The following is a 13,723-nucleotide window of genomic DNA, read 5'->3' as shown; positions in this document are numbered from 1 at the left end:
TGGTTATGCGAACGCCGATCCCTCTCGAAATTCCGCACCATCTGGTCGAACTGGCCACCCTCTACGCACCATCGCGTGACCCGCTGCAAGCGGTTTCCTACGTGCTCCAGGACTACCCGAACCTTGTCGCGGATCTCCGCAAGCTGAGGATCCAGGCCGCCGACTTCGTCCAGGAAGGCCAGCTCCTGGATGAGCGCCTGGAGAAGCTTCAGGAACTTTGCCGCCAGATACTCGACCTCTGACATTGACACCAAAACGGGCTGTCGGCGCCGCTGGTGTCAACGCTGATTGGTACCAGTCTCCGAACAGATCGGCGCAGGCCGGCTTCAGCCTGTAGGAGAAATTGGTACCAGTTTTCCGACCAGGTGATTTTCCTGCAGGCGATTTTCGGTACCTGGGTGCGCGCTTGGTTTCTCTCGATGGGTACCAAAATTGTCCGCCGGCGCGGATCCATGTCGCTATTATTGGTACCAAAACCGCTTGCGTGCTCTGGGTATTCTGGTACCTTTTATCTCGACCTAGTCGTGCTCGAGCGACCTATTTTGGTACTAAGGAGAGATGCCGTGTTGATCAAGATTCCGAATGCCGATGACAAGTTTGTTGAGGGCCTCAAGCGCGCCACTGGCGTTGCCACCGGATCCAAGGCCTATGAGAAGGCCGCTGCCGACTATGACTATCTGGTAAAAACCGTCGCCTGGCAGAAGGGCGAGATTGCTCGCCTTGAAGAGGTGATCCGCCGTCGCGATCAGATCATCGAAGGCGCTCGCTCGGCTGCCGCGCTTCTCCTGGAGAAGACCGGCCAGGGTGATCTGCTTGATTCTGGTGATCGCCCCATGACCGGTGCTGAGCGCTTGAACGAACTACGCCGCTCGACTGGTCTTCGCGTCAGGGATTGATAGGTACCATTCCGCGTTCCAGGGCCGCGGCGGATCCTGGGATTCTGGTACCACTTCACGCCTGGTGTTCGTTCGCGAGCGCCGGGCTTCTCGCCGATCCGGACTCACCTCGTGCCCTGATCACCCAATGGCGCGTACAGCGGCTTTCCACAGTGCACGTCGTCAGCGCGCACTAGGTGCTGGCAGATTTCCGAGGAATGCTCAGCCGTCTAGCCCAGCGATGGTTGCGCCAGGGTTACCGCCCGAACTGGATTTGGAGTTGATGCAGGGCGAACTGCGCTTCTAGGAATCCGGCGATTTGCGCTGTGACCATCAATGCGCATCCGCCCATGAATATGCCTATGGCGATTTCGTAGGCCAGCCTTAGCTCTTTGGGCTTGCGAGCCTTTCTGTAGTTGACGTCCTGGTCGTCTCGCTCTGCGCGCATTTCTGGTCCCTTGTTGGCTAGTTTTTATATGCACCTGGGCGGCGCGGCAGGGTGGGGGTGCTGTAACACCCCCAATTTGGTATGGAATCCCATACTTTTACGGCTTCTTTGGAGCTTCCGCTTTCTGCTGCTTCCAGCAGTCGAACACGACACCGTCTATGCGCCGGAGCTTTTCTGCGGCGGCCTGACATTCGGCCTCTGTTTTGAACGGCGTGACCATTATTGCCTGTTCCGTCCCCGGCAGGCCGTACCACAGCATCCATTCCATGCCTTGCTCCCCTATTTTCTCATCGTGACTCTTCGCAGGCTTCGGCACCGCTCTCGGCTGTGGCGCCGCACGGTCACTCTCTTTTTTTGTGGAATCGCTCCATGTCCTCCGGGGTCATTTCCTCCAGCCCCTTCGTGATCAGCCAGCGCAACACCTCGGTGTCTTTAACCGATGCCTGAAGGTGAATGACGGCCTTTACGGTCTCTTTTTCAACCTTTCGCCATGTTGCGTCGTCGATGTGCTTGGTCGGCATGTTTCCTTTGTCCGTCAAGTGTTTGGCGGCCTTTATCCTAGCCTGATTTTCTCAGGGGCTTGACATTGAGATTCTTAGAATCTAATTTCCGCAGCGAATCTAATTTCTTAGAAACTGAGTTCGCCAAGGATTGCGATGTCTGCATCGACCGAAACCGGCTCCCAAATGTTCATCGACTACCTGTCGGTGGAGCAGGTCTTCCCGTTCGATTTGCCCAAGATCGCTGACATCACCATTACCCGCCGCGATACCCGCACTGGCGAGATACTCAGCGAGACCCAGCCGGGTTGGAAGCATGAGGGTAGTCACACAACGTCGATCAAGCTGCGTGTTGACGGCCGAAAGCTGATCGTCGATGGCAACCCTAGTGCGATAGACCGGCTCGACAACCTCTTCGGCTACCAGACGATTGAGCAGTGTGTCGCCGTCTACAACCGCGTTCTTTCCGAGTACGGGCTGCCATCACTGACGCGCTGCACCCGCCTCGATTTCATGCAAGCCAAAGCCTCGAAGCAGGTCCGCAAGTGGGTCTCCCCGGGCAAGTCGCGCGAGGCCATTGAGGCTGAAAGGGAAGGGGATGAGGGCGCCTGGATTCGGACTCTCGTTGACACTCATAAACACACTCAGGTGGGCGATGGCATGCGGATCACCCGCATCGATCTGACCACAAATCGGGCAGTGGGGCAGGGGAACGACCTCCAGTACATCCGCGCCCTTGCGACCCAGCGTTACGGCTACAAGCCCGGCCATCTTTACGGCGACGGTCGCACTGTCGATTGGTCCGCCCGGGACAAATATGCCAAGGCCTATGAGAAGGCCTACGCCATTCAAAAGTACCTGCTGCCCAAGGCGATTACGGCGTACGGCGAAGGTTCCGAAGAGGTGCAGTACCTCCAGCGCGTGATTGCTCACTGTGCTCAACAGGGCGTTGTGCGGATGGAACTAGAGCTGAAGCGTGAGTACCTGTTGCGCGAGGGCTTGGCGTGGTGGGGGCTCTTCGATGAGTCCCGATTTACGGCCATTCATGATGATTTTTTGGCGATTGATAAGCGACTGACGGTGACGGCGATGGATCACGAGACAATTTGCGACCACCTGCTTTCCCAGGGCGTTTGCCCGAACATGAAAGCGGCGATGACTACGGCTAGCTACGCGCTGCTTTGGATGACCGGCAAGGCTAGTTTCGATTTCGCCAAGTCTTCGGTGAAGACCCATCGCGCCCGCCTTCGCAAGATCGGTATCGACATCGCCAATCCCTGCGACGTGACCAGTATTACGCCTGTGATCAGCACTGCTCGCGAGGTCATCTCGACCTGTGACGTGCTGGAAATGCCGTCCTGGTATCGCCGCCCGGTTGGCCATTTGCAGTTGGTGGCCTGACATGTTGAGCGCTGATTACGACAACCTCCTTCGCAAGCTATGGCTCGTCCGCCTAGGCCGTTCCCGCACTGACGTTTCTTTCGACGTTGGCATTGTCCTGGGCTACCTCGACTGCCTGTGGTGCCACGGAATGATTGATGTCGACGGCTACAAGCGCCTGAAAAACTTGCTTGGCAATGCCCAGGAACAGGCCATGTTCGTTGTCTTCGATCTCGAAGCTCAGGGGTGGGCGTGATGCGGACAGTGAGCCTCCAGGGCGTCCAGCTGAGTGCTACCCAGCGCCTGCGCGCCGACCAGCAGGCACGCCTCCGCGCGTCCATGAGCGGTGGCCTCGCGCAGCTTACCGAGGCTATCGACAGATCCCTGGAACAACACAAACGCACCGCCTCGGAGCCCTACAAGCCCGAGAAGCAGTGGTTCGTCGTATCGAACGAGCACGGCACCCCCTGGCTGGGCGACGTGTTCGGTTTCTAACGCCCAGCCGGGCAATCAGTGAGGTAGAGAGAATGGATATTCAGATTGAGATCGAAAGCAGTGAAGTCATCGTCAAGTCGGGTAACAGCGCCAAGACGGGCAAGCCCTATCAGATTCGCGAGCAGCGCGCCTATGTGACCCTGCCGGGCCAGAAGTACCCGCAGAACATCAAAGTCACCCTCGACGACAACGCCGCTCCCTACGCGCCCGGCCTCTACACGGTCGGGCCGGACAGCTTCTTCGTTGGCCGCTTCGAAGATCTTCAGATGCGTCCGCGCCTGGTTTCCCTCCAGAAGCCTGCGGTTCGCGCGGCCAGCTGACCGGGGAGGGCGCTCAGGTGATCAATATCGCGCTGTGTTCCGTCGCCCTGGTCTGTGCCGGCTTTCTCGCTGGCTGGGCCTATGAGCGTGCGCGCGCTGTGTCTGCGCGCCGTTCTCGTTCGGCGATCCGCTGATGAATTACATCGCCTGTTCCGGCACCTGGCAGATCAATGCCGAGGGTGCGCCGATCTGCACCGGCACGATGACGTCGGTTCCAGGCGATCAACTAATCCCGTCCGGGATGACAACTGAAGACGCTCAGGCACTCAGCTATCAGGCAATGGGGCTGTTTGCCATCGTCTTCGCCGCTCTCGCGCTGCGTAAAGCGCTCAAATGAAGGAGTTCTATCTATGTTCAAGTCCCGTGTTCTGCGTCGCTCCCTGGGTGCCGCTGCTGCTTTCGGTGTTCTGGCTGCTCAGCAGGCGTATGCCGAAGTTCCGGCGGAAGTTACTGCTGCGCTCAATGATGCCAAGGCTGACGGTGTGACTGTTGCTGGTGTCGTCCTGGTGGTGATCATCGCTATCGCCGCGTTCAAGTTCATCCGCAAGGCGCTGTAACTTCGCTTCAACTCAGAAGCCCCGTGTTTGCGGGGCTTCTTTTTTTCTGGAGGTAGATATGTCGCTCGATCCTAACTCTTACTTGCTGGCCGTGATTACTGTGGCTTTCTTGGCTTTGTTTTTCGGGCGGATTTGATATGTGTATTCGGCTTATTAAACTTTTTATTTTGCCAGTTGCCGTATTGTTATTTTCGAATTCTTCTTATGCAGAAGATTATTACTGGACTGGCAATGCTCCCGGCAAATTTTCTTCTGCCGTTGCTGCCTGTACGGCCTGGACCGAATCTCTCGGCCGTTTTCATGCCGGACTTAGATGGACATCTTCTGCGCAAATTGCGGCTAATTGCTTGGGAAAAGATGCCTCCGGCGTTAGTACCGGGGCTAATGGCTATGTTTCTCGCAAAGGTGATAGCTGTCCTCCAGATACCGTTTATGACGCAGATACCGGCGCCTGTAAGACCCCACCCCCTGAATGTAAAAAGGGTGAGCTTTTTCCTTCCAAGGGCACTGTTGGACCGGTTGTTACTTCCAATGGTCGCAACTATGTATTAAGTGATGCTACTACCGCCTGCTATAACCAATGTTCTTATGCGCCTCCGCCTGATGTTCGCCCTTCAAGATGTTATGGTGTTGTAGGTGGGGAAGGGTGGTGTAATTACATCCTTAAAGGCACTGGTGAAAATTGTTCTGCTGATTCTTATACGCTGGCTCAGTCCGGCCCTCAGTTGAACCCGGCTGACACCCCTGATGTTCCTGAAAGCACTCCTGATGATCCAGGCTGCCCATCTGATGCATATGGCGTTGATTCTTCGGGAACCTGTTTCCCGCTGCCCCCGAAAGCCTGTGATCCGTCTACTGGTGAGGTCTGCCCGCCTGATGGCGGCACTGGTGGCGGTGACGGTGGCGATGGTGGCAATACGGGTGGCGGCACTGGCGGCGGTACCGATGGTGATCCATCTTCCGGCGCCGGTGATGATCTCGATAAGGCCGAGGAGGGGAAGGACACTCAGCCAGAGGGTGAGGCTTGCAAACCTCGCGCGGACGGCTCCGGCTGTGATGGTCCGACTGTTCGTAATGAAGAATGCGAGAAGCCTATGGTTTGCACTGGTGATGCTATTCAGTGCGCCATGTTGCGCAAGCAAAAGGCTATGTATTGCGACTCGCAATATGACAAGTCATCGCGAAACTTCGTTGAAGAGCAGATTGGCAAGGATGATTACAAGTTAGTCGAATCCGAAGTTGATGGATCGTCGCTGTTTGCTGCTGGCTCTGGTGCTGCGCGCTGGCTTCCTGCGTCTTGCCCGGCACCTAAGTCGATCAGCATTAAGGGCGTTTCGACATCACTTTCTATGGAGCCTGCTTGTGAGTTTGCGAGCAAGTTAGGTCCGCTGTTTGTCGCCCTGGCGGCAATCTTCTTCGCTGTTTATGTTGGTCGCGCATTTGGAGGTGATTGATATGCCACTGTTCCCGATGATTTTTACCTTTCTCTCTACAGTTCTTGGCCCCCTGGTTAGCAAGGTTCTGGTTGGCCTTGGGATCGGCGCTATCAGCTACGTCGGCATCAATCTGATGCTCGACCAGGTGAAGGCGTATGTGGTTTCGAGTTTCGGCGGCGCGGGCGCTGATACTTTGATGCTTCTCGGCCTGGCGAAAGTTGATATTGCGATAAACATCGTTTTGTCTGCGGTCACTGCTCGCGCTGTTTACGCTGGCATGCAAGGTGGCGTGATTAAGAAGTTTGGCAGCGTAGGGAAGGGGGCTTAATCATGTTCGTTCTTCGTACCGGGCTCCAGGGCAATGGCAAGACTCTCAACACTATCAAGGAAGTTGATGAGAAGGCTCACGCGGAAAACCGTACGGTCTATTACTGTAACGTAACGGGATTTAATCCAGGGCATCCGGCGATCAAAGCCAACTGGGTGCCGTTTGATACGCCTGAGAAGTGGTTTGAGCTTCCGGCCAACGCGATCATCGTGATCGATGAGGCGCAAACATGGTTCCGCGTGCGCCCCCAGGGATCCAAGGTTCCTGATTTCGCCTCCCGACTGGAGATCATGCGAAAGGATGGCCATGAGCTGCACTGCATCACGCAAAGCCCCAAGCTGATCGACTCGCACATGCGCGAACTGTGCAACATGCATATCCACTATCACCGTGGAAATGGTGGTTCGGTCATCAAGCGCTGGGTGTTCCAGAAGCCGGAACTCACCGTCAACTCCAACAAGCTGACATTTGAGAATGGCGAGTCCTCGCGGATCACCATCGACAAGACCTACTTCGGTTGTTACGAGTCGGTGAAGGAGGGTACCGGGCACCATTTCAAGTTTCGGCCACCCAAGGCTCTCTGGCTCCTGCTGGCGTGCCTGGTGATTGGTGGCGGCCTGGGATACCGGTTCTACACCCACCGCATTGCACCGACGATTCCAGGGGCTGAAAAACCTGCCGTCCCGGATGAGGGGCCCAAGGTAATTTCGCAGCCGCAGAGCCTGGTCCAGGGCGCTGTCCCGCTGACGCCCGAGCAGTACGTTGCCCAGCGGGTCCCGCGAGTGCCTGACGTTCCCAGCTCAGCGCCACTCTATGATGCGTTGACGCAGCCTGTGAGCTATCCCAGGGCCATCTGCGTATCGACTCGTGATGAGGGCTTGTTGGAGCGCGTAGGCTCCAAGATGACGATGGGCTACCGTGATGGTCGCGTGTATGGTTGCCGCTGCAATACGCAGCAAGGGACGAAGCTGGAGATTTCGTTCGACGCCTGCATGGCCTACGTCGAGCACGGAGCGTTCGACCCTGCGATACCGGATCGCAGCAAAGCGTTCGCGACCGGGCCGGGCGAGGAACGAGCCGGTACGGTGGCGAACGCGCAGCCAGTTACGACTTCGCAGATCGAGCCGCCCACGGCGCTGACCGGGCCTAAGCTGACGGTCGTACCTGATACCGAATATCCTGCGAGGCCTTGGCGATGAGCCAGTTTTTGCTGCTATTTGGCATCACGATCGCTGTCTACATTCTGCTGGGCCTTGCCAAGCACGAATGATCTTAGGCTTCGCATAATGGTTACGTTACGTTTAATCGGCTCCGGACAATGCTGATAAGCTCCGGGGCCGATTTAATGTAACGTTGGTTATGCGAACGCCGATCCCTCTCGAAATTCCGCACCATCTGGTCGAACTGGCCACCCTCTACGCACCATCGCGTGACCCGCTGCAAGCGGTTTCCTACGTGCTCCAGGACTACCCGAACCTTGTCGCGGATCTCCGCAAGCTGAGGATCCAGGCCGCCGACTTCGTCCAGGAAGGCCAGCTCCTGGATGAGCGCCTGGAGAAGCTTCAGGAACTTTGCCGCCAGATACTCGACCTCTGACATTGACACCAAAACGGGCTGTCGGCGCCGCTGGTGTCAACGCTGATTGGTACCAGTCTCCGAACAGATCGGCGCAGGCCGGCTTCAGCCTGTAGGAGAAATTGGTACCAGTTTTCCGACCAGGTGATTTTCCTGCAGGCGATTTTCGGTACCTGGGTGCGCGCTTGGTTTCTCTCGATGGGTACCAAAATTGTCCGCCGGCGCGGATCCATGTCGCTATTATTGGTACCAAAACCGCTTGCGTGCTCTGGGTATTCTGGTACCTTTTATCTCGACCTAGTCGTGCTCGAGCGACCTATTTTGGTACTAAGGAGAGATGCCGTGTTGATCAAGATTCCGAATGCCGATGACAAGTTTGTTGAGGGCCTCAAGCGCGCCACTGGCGTTGCCACCGGATCCAAGGCCTATGAGAAGGCCGCTGCCGACTATGACTATCTGGTAAAAACCGTCGCCTGGCAGAAGGGCGAGATTGCTCGCCTTGAAGAGGTGATCCGCCGTCGCGATCAGATCATCGAAGGCGCTCGCTCGGCTGCCGCGCTTCTCCTGGAGAAGACCGGCCAGGGTGATCTGCTTGATTCTGGTGATCGCCCCATGACCGGTGCTGAGCGCTTGAACGAACTACGCCGCTCGACTGGTCTTCGCGTCAGGGATTGATAGGTACCATTCCGCGTTCCAGGGCCGCGGCGGATCCTGGGATTCTGGTACCACTTCACGCCTGGTGTTCGTTCGCGAGCGCCGGGCTTCTCGCCGATCCGGACTCACCTCGTGCCCTGATCACCCAATGGCGCGTACAGCGGCTTTCCACAGTGCACGTCGTCAGCGCGCACTAGGTGCTGGCAGATTTCCGAGGAATGCTCAGCCGTCTAGCCCAGCGATGGTTGCGCCAGGGTTACCGCCCGAACTGGATTTGGAGTTGATGCAGGGCGAACTGCGCTTCTAGGAATCCGGCGATTTGCGCTGTGACCATCAATGCGCATCCGCCCATGAATATGCCTATGGCGATTTCGTAGGCCAGCCTTAGCTCTTTGGGCTTGCGAGCCTTTCTGTAGTTGACGTCCTGGTCGTCTCGCTCTGCGCGCATTTCTGGTCCCTTGTTGGCTAGTTTTTATATGCACCTGGGCGGCGCGGCAGGGTGGGGGTGCTGTAACACCCCCAATTTGGTATGGAATCCCATACTTTTACGGCTTCTTTGGAGCTTCCGCTTTCTGCTGCTTCCAGCAGTCGAACACGACACCGTCTATGCGCCGGAGCTTTTCTGCGGCGGCCTGACATTCGGCCTCTGTTTTGAACGGCGTGACCATTATTGCCTGTTCCGTCCCCGGCAGGCCGTACCACAGCATCCATTCCATGCCTTGCTCCCCTATTTTCTCATCGTGACTCTTCGCAGGCTTCGGCACCGCTCTCGGCTGTGGCGCCGCACGGTCACTCTCTTTTTTTGTGGAATCGCTCCATGTCCTCCGGGGTCATTTCCTCCAGCCCCTTCGTGATCAGCCAGCGCAACACCTCGGTGTCTTTAACCGATGCCTGAAGGTGAATGACGGCCTTTACGGTCTCTTTTTCAACCTTTCGCCATGTTGCGTCGTCGATGTGCTTGGTCGGCATGTTTCCTTTGTCCGTCAAGTGTTTGGCGGCCTTTATCCTAGCCTGATTTTCTCAGGGGCTTGACATTGAGATTCTTAGAATCTAATTTCCGCAGCGAATCTAATTTCTTAGAAACTGAGTTCGCCAAGGATTGCGATGTCTGCATCGACCGAAACCGGCTCCCAAATGTTCATCGACTACCTGTCGGTGGAGCAGGTCTTCCCGTTCGATTTGCCCAAGATCGCTGACATCACCATTACCCGCCGCGATACCCGCACTGGCGAGATACTCAGCGAGACCCAGCCGGGTTGGAAGCATGAGGGTAGTCACACAACGTCGATCAAGCTGCGTGTTGACGGCCGAAAGCTGATCGTCGATGGCAACCCTAGTGCGATAGACCGGCTCGACAACCTCTTCGGCTACCAGACGATTGAGCAGTGTGTCGCCGTCTACAACCGCGTTCTTTCCGAGTACGGGCTGCCATCACTGACGCGCTGCACCCGCCTCGATTTCATGCAAGCCAAAGCCTCGAAGCAGGTCCGCAAGTGGGTCTCCCCGGGCAAGTCGCGCGAGGCCATTGAGGCTGAAAGGGAAGGGGATGAGGGCGCCTGGATTCGGACTCTCGTTGACACTCATAAACACACTCAGGTGGGCGATGGCATGCGGATCACCCGCATCGATCTGACCACAAATCGGGCAGTGGGGCAGGGGAACGACCTCCAGTACATCCGCGCCCTTGCGACCCAGCGTTACGGCTACAAGCCCGGCCATCTTTACGGCGACGGTCGCACTGTCGATTGGTCCGCCCGGGACAAATATGCCAAGGCCTATGAGAAGGCCTACGCCATTCAAAAGTACCTGCTGCCCAAGGCGATTACGGCGTACGGCGAAGGTTCCGAAGAGGTGCAGTACCTCCAGCGCGTGATTGCTCACTGTGCTCAACAGGGCGTTGTGCGGATGGAACTAGAGCTGAAGCGTGAGTACCTGTTGCGCGAGGGCTTGGCGTGGTGGGGGCTCTTCGATGAGTCCCGATTTACGGCCATTCATGATGATTTTTTGGCGATTGATAAGCGACTGACGGTGACGGCGATGGATCACGAGACAATTTGCGACCACCTGCTTTCCCAGGGCGTTTGCCCGAACATGAAAGCGGCGATGACTACGGCTAGCTACGCGCTGCTTTGGATGACCGGCAAGGCTAGTTTCGATTTCGCCAAGTCTTCGGTGAAGACCCATCGCGCCCGCCTTCGCAAGATCGGTATCGACATCGCCAATCCCTGCGACGTGACCAGTATTACGCCTGTGATCAGCACTGCTCGCGAGGTCATCTCGACCTGTGACGTGCTGGAAATGCCGTCCTGGTATCGCCGCCCGGTTGGCCATTTGCAGTTGGTGGCCTGACATGTTGAGCGCTGATTACGACAACCTCCTTCGCAAGCTATGGCTCGTCCGCCTAGGCCGTTCCCGCACTGACGTTTCTTTCGACGTTGGCATTGTCCTGGGCTACCTCGACTGCCTGTGGTGCCACGGAATGATTGATGTCGACGGCTACAAGCGCCTGAAAAACTTGCTTGGCAATGCCCAGGAACAGGCCATGTTCGTTGTCTTCGATCTCGAAGCTCAGGGGTGGGCGTGATGCGGACAGTGAGCCTCCAGGGCGTCCAGCTGAGTGCTACCCAGCGCCTGCGCGCCGACCAGCAGGCACGCCTCCGCGCGTCCATGAGCGGTGGCCTCGCGCAGCTTACCGAGGCTATCGACAGATCCCTGGAACAACACAAACGCACCGCCTCGGAGCCCTACAAGCCCGAGAAGCAGTGGTTCGTCGTATCGAACGAGCACGGCACCCCCTGGCTGGGCGACGTGTTCGGTTTCTAACGCCCAGCCGGGCAATCAGTGAGGTAGAGAGAATGGATATTCAGATTGAGATCGAAAGCAGTGAAGTCATCGTCAAGTCGGGTAACAGCGCCAAGACGGGCAAGCCCTATCAGATTCGCGAGCAGCGCGCCTATGTGACCCTGCCGGGCCAGAAGTACCCGCAGAACATCAAAGTCACCCTCGACGACAACGCCGCTCCCTACGCGCCCGGCCTCTACACGGTCGGGCCGGACAGCTTCTTCGTTGGCCGCTTCGAAGATCTTCAGATGCGTCCGCGCCTGGTTTCCCTCCAGAAGCCTGCGGTTCGCGCGGCCAGCTGACCGGGGAGGGCGCTCAGGTGATCAATATCGCGCTGTGTTCCGTCGCCCTGGTCTGTGCCGGCTTTCTCGCTGGCTGGGCCTATGAGCGTGCGCGCGCTGTGTCTGCGCGCCGTTCTCGTTCGGCGATCCGCTGATGAATTACATCGCCTGTTCCGGCACCTGGCAGATCAATGCCGAGGGTGCGCCGATCTGCACCGGCACGATGACGTCGGTTCCAGGCGATCAACTAATCCCGTCCGGGATGACAACTGAAGACGCTCAGGCACTCAGCTATCAGGCAATGGGGCTGTTTGCCATCGTCTTCGCCGCTCTCGCGCTGCGTAAAGCGCTCAAATGAAGGAGTTCTATCTATGTTCAAGTCCCGTGTTCTGCGTCGCTCCCTGGGTGCCGCTGCTGCTTTCGGTGTTCTGGCTGCTCAGCAGGCGTATGCCGAAGTTCCGGCGGAAGTTACTGCTGCGCTCAATGATGCCAAGGCTGACGGTGTGACTGTTGCTGGTGTCGTCCTGGTGGTGATCATCGCTATCGCCGCGTTCAAGTTCATCCGCAAGGCGCTGTAACTTCGCTTCAACTCAGAAGCCCCGTGTTTGCGGGGCTTCTTTTTTTCTGGAGGTAGATATGTCGCTCGATCCTAACTCTTACTTGCTGGCCGTGATTACTGTGGCTTTCTTGGCTTTGTTTTTCGGGCGGATTTGATATGTGTATTCGGCTTATTAAACTTTTTATTTTGCCAGTTGCCGTATTGTTATTTTCGAATTCTTCTTATGCAGAAGATTATTACTGGACTGGCAATGCTCCCGGCAAATTTTCTTCTGCCGTTGCTGCCTGTACGGCCTGGACCGAATCTCTCGGCCGTTTTCATGCCGGACTTAGATGGACATCTTCTGCGCAAATTGCGGCTAATTGCTTGGGAAAAGATGCCTCCGGCGTTAGTACCGGGGCTAATGGCTATGTTTCTCGCAAAGGTGATAGCTGTCCTCCAGATACCGTTTATGACGCAGATACCGGCGCCTGTAAGACCCCACCCCCTGAATGTAAAAAGGGTGAGCTTTTTCCTTCCAAGGGCACTGTTGGACCGGTTGTTACTTCCAATGGTCGCAACTATGTATTAAGTGATGCTACTACCGCCTGCTATAACCAATGTTCTTATGCGCCTCCGCCTGATGTTCGCCCTTCAAGATGTTATGGTGTTGTAGGTGGGGAAGGGTGGTGTAATTACATCCTTAAAGGCACTGGTGAAAATTGTTCTGCTGATTCTTATACGCTGGCTCAGTCCGGCCCTCAGTTGAACCCGGCTGACACCCCTGATGTTCCTGAAAGCACTCCTGATGATCCAGGCTGCCCATCTGATGCATATGGCGTTGATTCTTCGGGAACCTGTTTCCCGCTGCCCCCGAAAGCCTGTGATCCGTCTACTGGTGAGGTCTGCCCGCCTGATGGCGGCACTGGTGGCGGTGACGGTGGCGATGGTGGCAATACGGGTGGCGGCACTGGCGGCGGTACCGATGGTGATCCATCTTCCGGCGCCGGTGATGATCTCGATAAGGCCGAGGAGGGGAAGGACACTCAGCCAGAGGGTGAGGCTTGCAAACCTCGCGCGGACGGCTCCGGCTGTGATGGTCCGACTGTTCGTAATGAAGAATGCGAGAAGCCTATGGTTTGCACTGGTGATGCTATTCAGTGCGCCATGTTGCGCAAGCAAAAGGCTATGTATTGCGACTCGCAATATGACAAGTCATCGCGAAACTTCGTTGAAGAGCAGATTGGCAAGGATGATTACAAGTTAGTCGAATCCGAAGTTGATGGATCGTCGCTGTTTGCTGCTGGCTCTGGTGCTGCGCGCTGGCTTCCTGCGTCTTGCCCGGCACCTAAGTCGATCAGCATTAAGGGCGTTTCGACATCACTTTCTATGGAGCCTGCTTGTGAGTTTGCGAGCAAGTTAGGTCCGCTGTTTGTCGCCCTGGCGGCAATCTTCTTCGCTGTTTATGTTGGTCGCGCATTTGGAGGTGATTGAT

General features: G+C 56.7%; 24 protein-coding genes. 20 read left to right on the top strand and 4 right to left on the bottom strand.

Annotated features, from left to right (window positions below; all coding sequences use genetic code 11):
* The first annotated feature begins 5 nt into the window (after positions 1 to 5).
* Together AC3B6A_RS13850 and AC3B6A_RS13845 are read left to right on the top strand one after the other, a co-directional pair.
* Positions 6 to 242, top strand: a complete 237-nt coding sequence (locus tag AC3B6A_RS13850) for a hypothetical protein (RefSeq protein WP_488397801.1) — start codon at positions 6 to 8, stop codon at positions 240 to 242.
* Between the two features lie 321 nt (positions 243 to 563).
* Positions 564 to 896, top strand: a complete 333-nt coding sequence (locus AC3B6A_RS13845; RefSeq protein ID WP_488397800.1) for a hypothetical protein — start codon at positions 564 to 566, stop codon at positions 894 to 896.
* Positions 897 to 1,420: 524 nt separating this feature from the next.
* On the opposite strand, the gene AC3B6A_RS13840 is transcribed toward AC3B6A_RS13845, so the two are convergent.
* Together AC3B6A_RS13840 and AC3B6A_RS13835 are read right to left on the bottom strand one after the other, a co-directional pair.
* The gene (locus AC3B6A_RS13840) at positions 1,421 to 1,591 is read right to left on the bottom strand and encodes a hypothetical protein (protein ID WP_488397809.1); all 171 of its coding nucleotides are present in this window, start codon (positions 1,589 to 1,591) and stop codon (positions 1,421 to 1,423) included.
* A gap of 73 nt (positions 1,592 to 1,664) precedes the next feature.
* Positions 1,665 to 1,844, bottom strand: coding sequence for a hypothetical protein (locus AC3B6A_RS13835; RefSeq protein WP_488397808.1), 180 nt, complete (start codon positions 1,842 to 1,844; stop codon positions 1,665 to 1,667).
* 135 nt (positions 1,845 to 1,979) lie between these two features.
* Here AC3B6A_RS13835 and AC3B6A_RS13830 point away from each other — a divergent pair, with 135 nt between their 5' ends.
* The 11 genes from AC3B6A_RS13830 (at position 1,980) to AC3B6A_RS13780 (ending at position 8,589) form a co-directional block, all read left to right on the top strand.
* Positions 1,980 to 3,224: a phage/plasmid replication domain-containing protein gene (locus AC3B6A_RS13830; RefSeq protein ID WP_488397798.1), complete on the top strand. Its 1,245-nt coding sequence runs from the start codon at positions 1,980 to 1,982 to the stop codon at positions 3,222 to 3,224.
* Between the two features lies 1 nt (position 3,225).
* Entirely contained in the window at positions 3,226 to 3,459 is a 234-nt protein-coding gene (locus tag AC3B6A_RS13825) for a hypothetical protein (protein WP_488397797.1), read from the top strand.
* Positions 3,459 to 3,698: a hypothetical protein gene (locus AC3B6A_RS13820; protein ID WP_488397796.1), complete on the top strand. Its 240-nt coding sequence runs from the start codon at positions 3,459 to 3,461 to the stop codon at positions 3,696 to 3,698. Before AC3B6A_RS13825 ends, AC3B6A_RS13820 begins: the two co-directional genes overlap by 1 nt.
* A 32-nt stretch (positions 3,699 to 3,730) precedes the next feature.
* Complete coding sequence (locus tag AC3B6A_RS13815; RefSeq protein ID WP_488397807.1) at positions 3,731 to 4,018, top strand: single-stranded DNA-binding protein; 288 nt, start codon at positions 3,731 to 3,733, stop codon at positions 4,016 to 4,018.
* Positions 4,019 to 4,151: 133 nt separating this feature from the next.
* Positions 4,152 to 4,355 carry a hypothetical protein gene (locus AC3B6A_RS13810; RefSeq protein ID WP_488397806.1) on the top strand — a complete coding sequence of 68 codons (204 nt, stop codon included), beginning with the start codon at positions 4,152 to 4,154 and terminating at the stop codon, positions 4,353 to 4,355.
* Positions 4,356 to 4,368: 13 nt separating this feature from the next.
* A complete protein-coding gene (locus tag AC3B6A_RS13805) occupies positions 4,369 to 4,575 on the top strand; it encodes a major capsid protein (RefSeq protein ID WP_488397805.1) in 207 nt (68 codons plus the stop codon).
* A 137-nt stretch (positions 4,576 to 4,712) separates the two neighbouring features.
* On the top strand, positions 4,713 to 6,029 hold the full coding sequence (locus AC3B6A_RS13800) for a virulence factor TspB C-terminal domain-related protein (protein WP_488397804.1): 1,317 nt from the start codon (positions 4,713 to 4,715) through the stop codon (positions 6,027 to 6,029).
* Between the two features lies 1 nt (position 6,030).
* The gene (locus AC3B6A_RS13795) at positions 6,031 to 6,339 is read left to right on the top strand and encodes a DUF2523 domain-containing protein (protein WP_488397803.1); all 309 of its coding nucleotides are present in this window, start codon (positions 6,031 to 6,033) and stop codon (positions 6,337 to 6,339) included.
* 2 nt (positions 6,340 to 6,341) lie between these two features.
* Entirely contained in the window at positions 6,342 to 7,538 is a 1,197-nt protein-coding gene (locus tag AC3B6A_RS13790; protein WP_488397802.1) for a zonular occludens toxin domain-containing protein, read from the top strand.
* A gap of 160 nt (positions 7,539 to 7,698) precedes the next feature.
* Complete coding sequence (locus AC3B6A_RS13785; protein ID WP_488397801.1) at positions 7,699 to 7,935, top strand: hypothetical protein; 237 nt, start codon at positions 7,699 to 7,701, stop codon at positions 7,933 to 7,935.
* Between the two features lie 321 nt (positions 7,936 to 8,256).
* A complete protein-coding gene (locus AC3B6A_RS13780; RefSeq protein ID WP_488397800.1) occupies positions 8,257 to 8,589 on the top strand; it encodes a hypothetical protein in 333 nt (110 codons plus the stop codon).
* Between the two features lie 524 nt (positions 8,590 to 9,113).
* On the opposite strand, the gene AC3B6A_RS13775 is transcribed toward AC3B6A_RS13780, so the two are convergent.
* The gene (locus tag AC3B6A_RS13775) at positions 9,114 to 9,284 is read right to left on the bottom strand and encodes a hypothetical protein (protein WP_488397809.1); all 171 of its coding nucleotides are present in this window, start codon (positions 9,282 to 9,284) and stop codon (positions 9,114 to 9,116) included.
* A gap of 73 nt (positions 9,285 to 9,357) precedes the next feature.
* Positions 9,358 to 9,537: a hypothetical protein gene (locus tag AC3B6A_RS13770; protein WP_488397808.1), complete on the bottom strand. Its 180-nt coding sequence runs from the start codon at positions 9,535 to 9,537 to the stop codon at positions 9,358 to 9,360.
* A gap of 135 nt (positions 9,538 to 9,672) precedes the next feature.
* Between AC3B6A_RS13770 and AC3B6A_RS13765 the strand changes: the two genes are divergently transcribed.
* From AC3B6A_RS13765 to AC3B6A_RS13735, 7 genes are all read left to right on the top strand, one after another.
* Complete coding sequence (locus AC3B6A_RS13765; protein ID WP_488397798.1) at positions 9,673 to 10,917, top strand: phage/plasmid replication domain-containing protein; 1,245 nt, start codon at positions 9,673 to 9,675, stop codon at positions 10,915 to 10,917.
* Position 10,918: 1 nt separating this feature from the next.
* Positions 10,919 to 11,152 (top strand): hypothetical protein, encoded by a 234-nt coding sequence (locus tag AC3B6A_RS13760; protein ID WP_488397797.1) that lies wholly within the window; start codon positions 10,919 to 10,921, stop codon positions 11,150 to 11,152.
* On the top strand, positions 11,152 to 11,391 hold the full coding sequence (locus tag AC3B6A_RS13755; RefSeq protein ID WP_488397796.1) for a hypothetical protein: 240 nt from the start codon (positions 11,152 to 11,154) through the stop codon (positions 11,389 to 11,391). Before AC3B6A_RS13760 ends, AC3B6A_RS13755 begins: the two co-directional genes overlap by 1 nt.
* A gap of 32 nt (positions 11,392 to 11,423) precedes the next feature.
* Positions 11,424 to 11,711, top strand: coding sequence for a single-stranded DNA-binding protein (locus AC3B6A_RS13750; protein WP_488397807.1), 288 nt, complete (start codon positions 11,424 to 11,426; stop codon positions 11,709 to 11,711).
* A 133-nt stretch (positions 11,712 to 11,844) separates the two neighbouring features.
* A complete protein-coding gene (locus AC3B6A_RS13745) occupies positions 11,845 to 12,048 on the top strand; it encodes a hypothetical protein (RefSeq protein ID WP_488397806.1) in 204 nt (67 codons plus the stop codon).
* 13 nt (positions 12,049 to 12,061) lie between these two features.
* Entirely contained in the window at positions 12,062 to 12,268 is a 207-nt protein-coding gene (locus AC3B6A_RS13740; RefSeq protein WP_488397805.1) for a major capsid protein, read from the top strand.
* A 137-nt stretch (positions 12,269 to 12,405) separates the two neighbouring features.
* Positions 12,406 to 13,722 carry a virulence factor TspB C-terminal domain-related protein gene (locus tag AC3B6A_RS13735; protein ID WP_488397804.1) on the top strand — a complete coding sequence of 439 codons (1,317 nt, stop codon included), beginning with the start codon at positions 12,406 to 12,408 and terminating at the stop codon, positions 13,720 to 13,722.
* Position 13,723 lies beyond the last annotated feature (1 nt).

This window comes from Pseudomonas sp. B12(2026), from assembly GCF_057767015.1.
The sequence above is the reverse complement of the archived record's forward strand: the minus strand, read 5'-3'. Positions and strand labels throughout refer to the sequence as shown.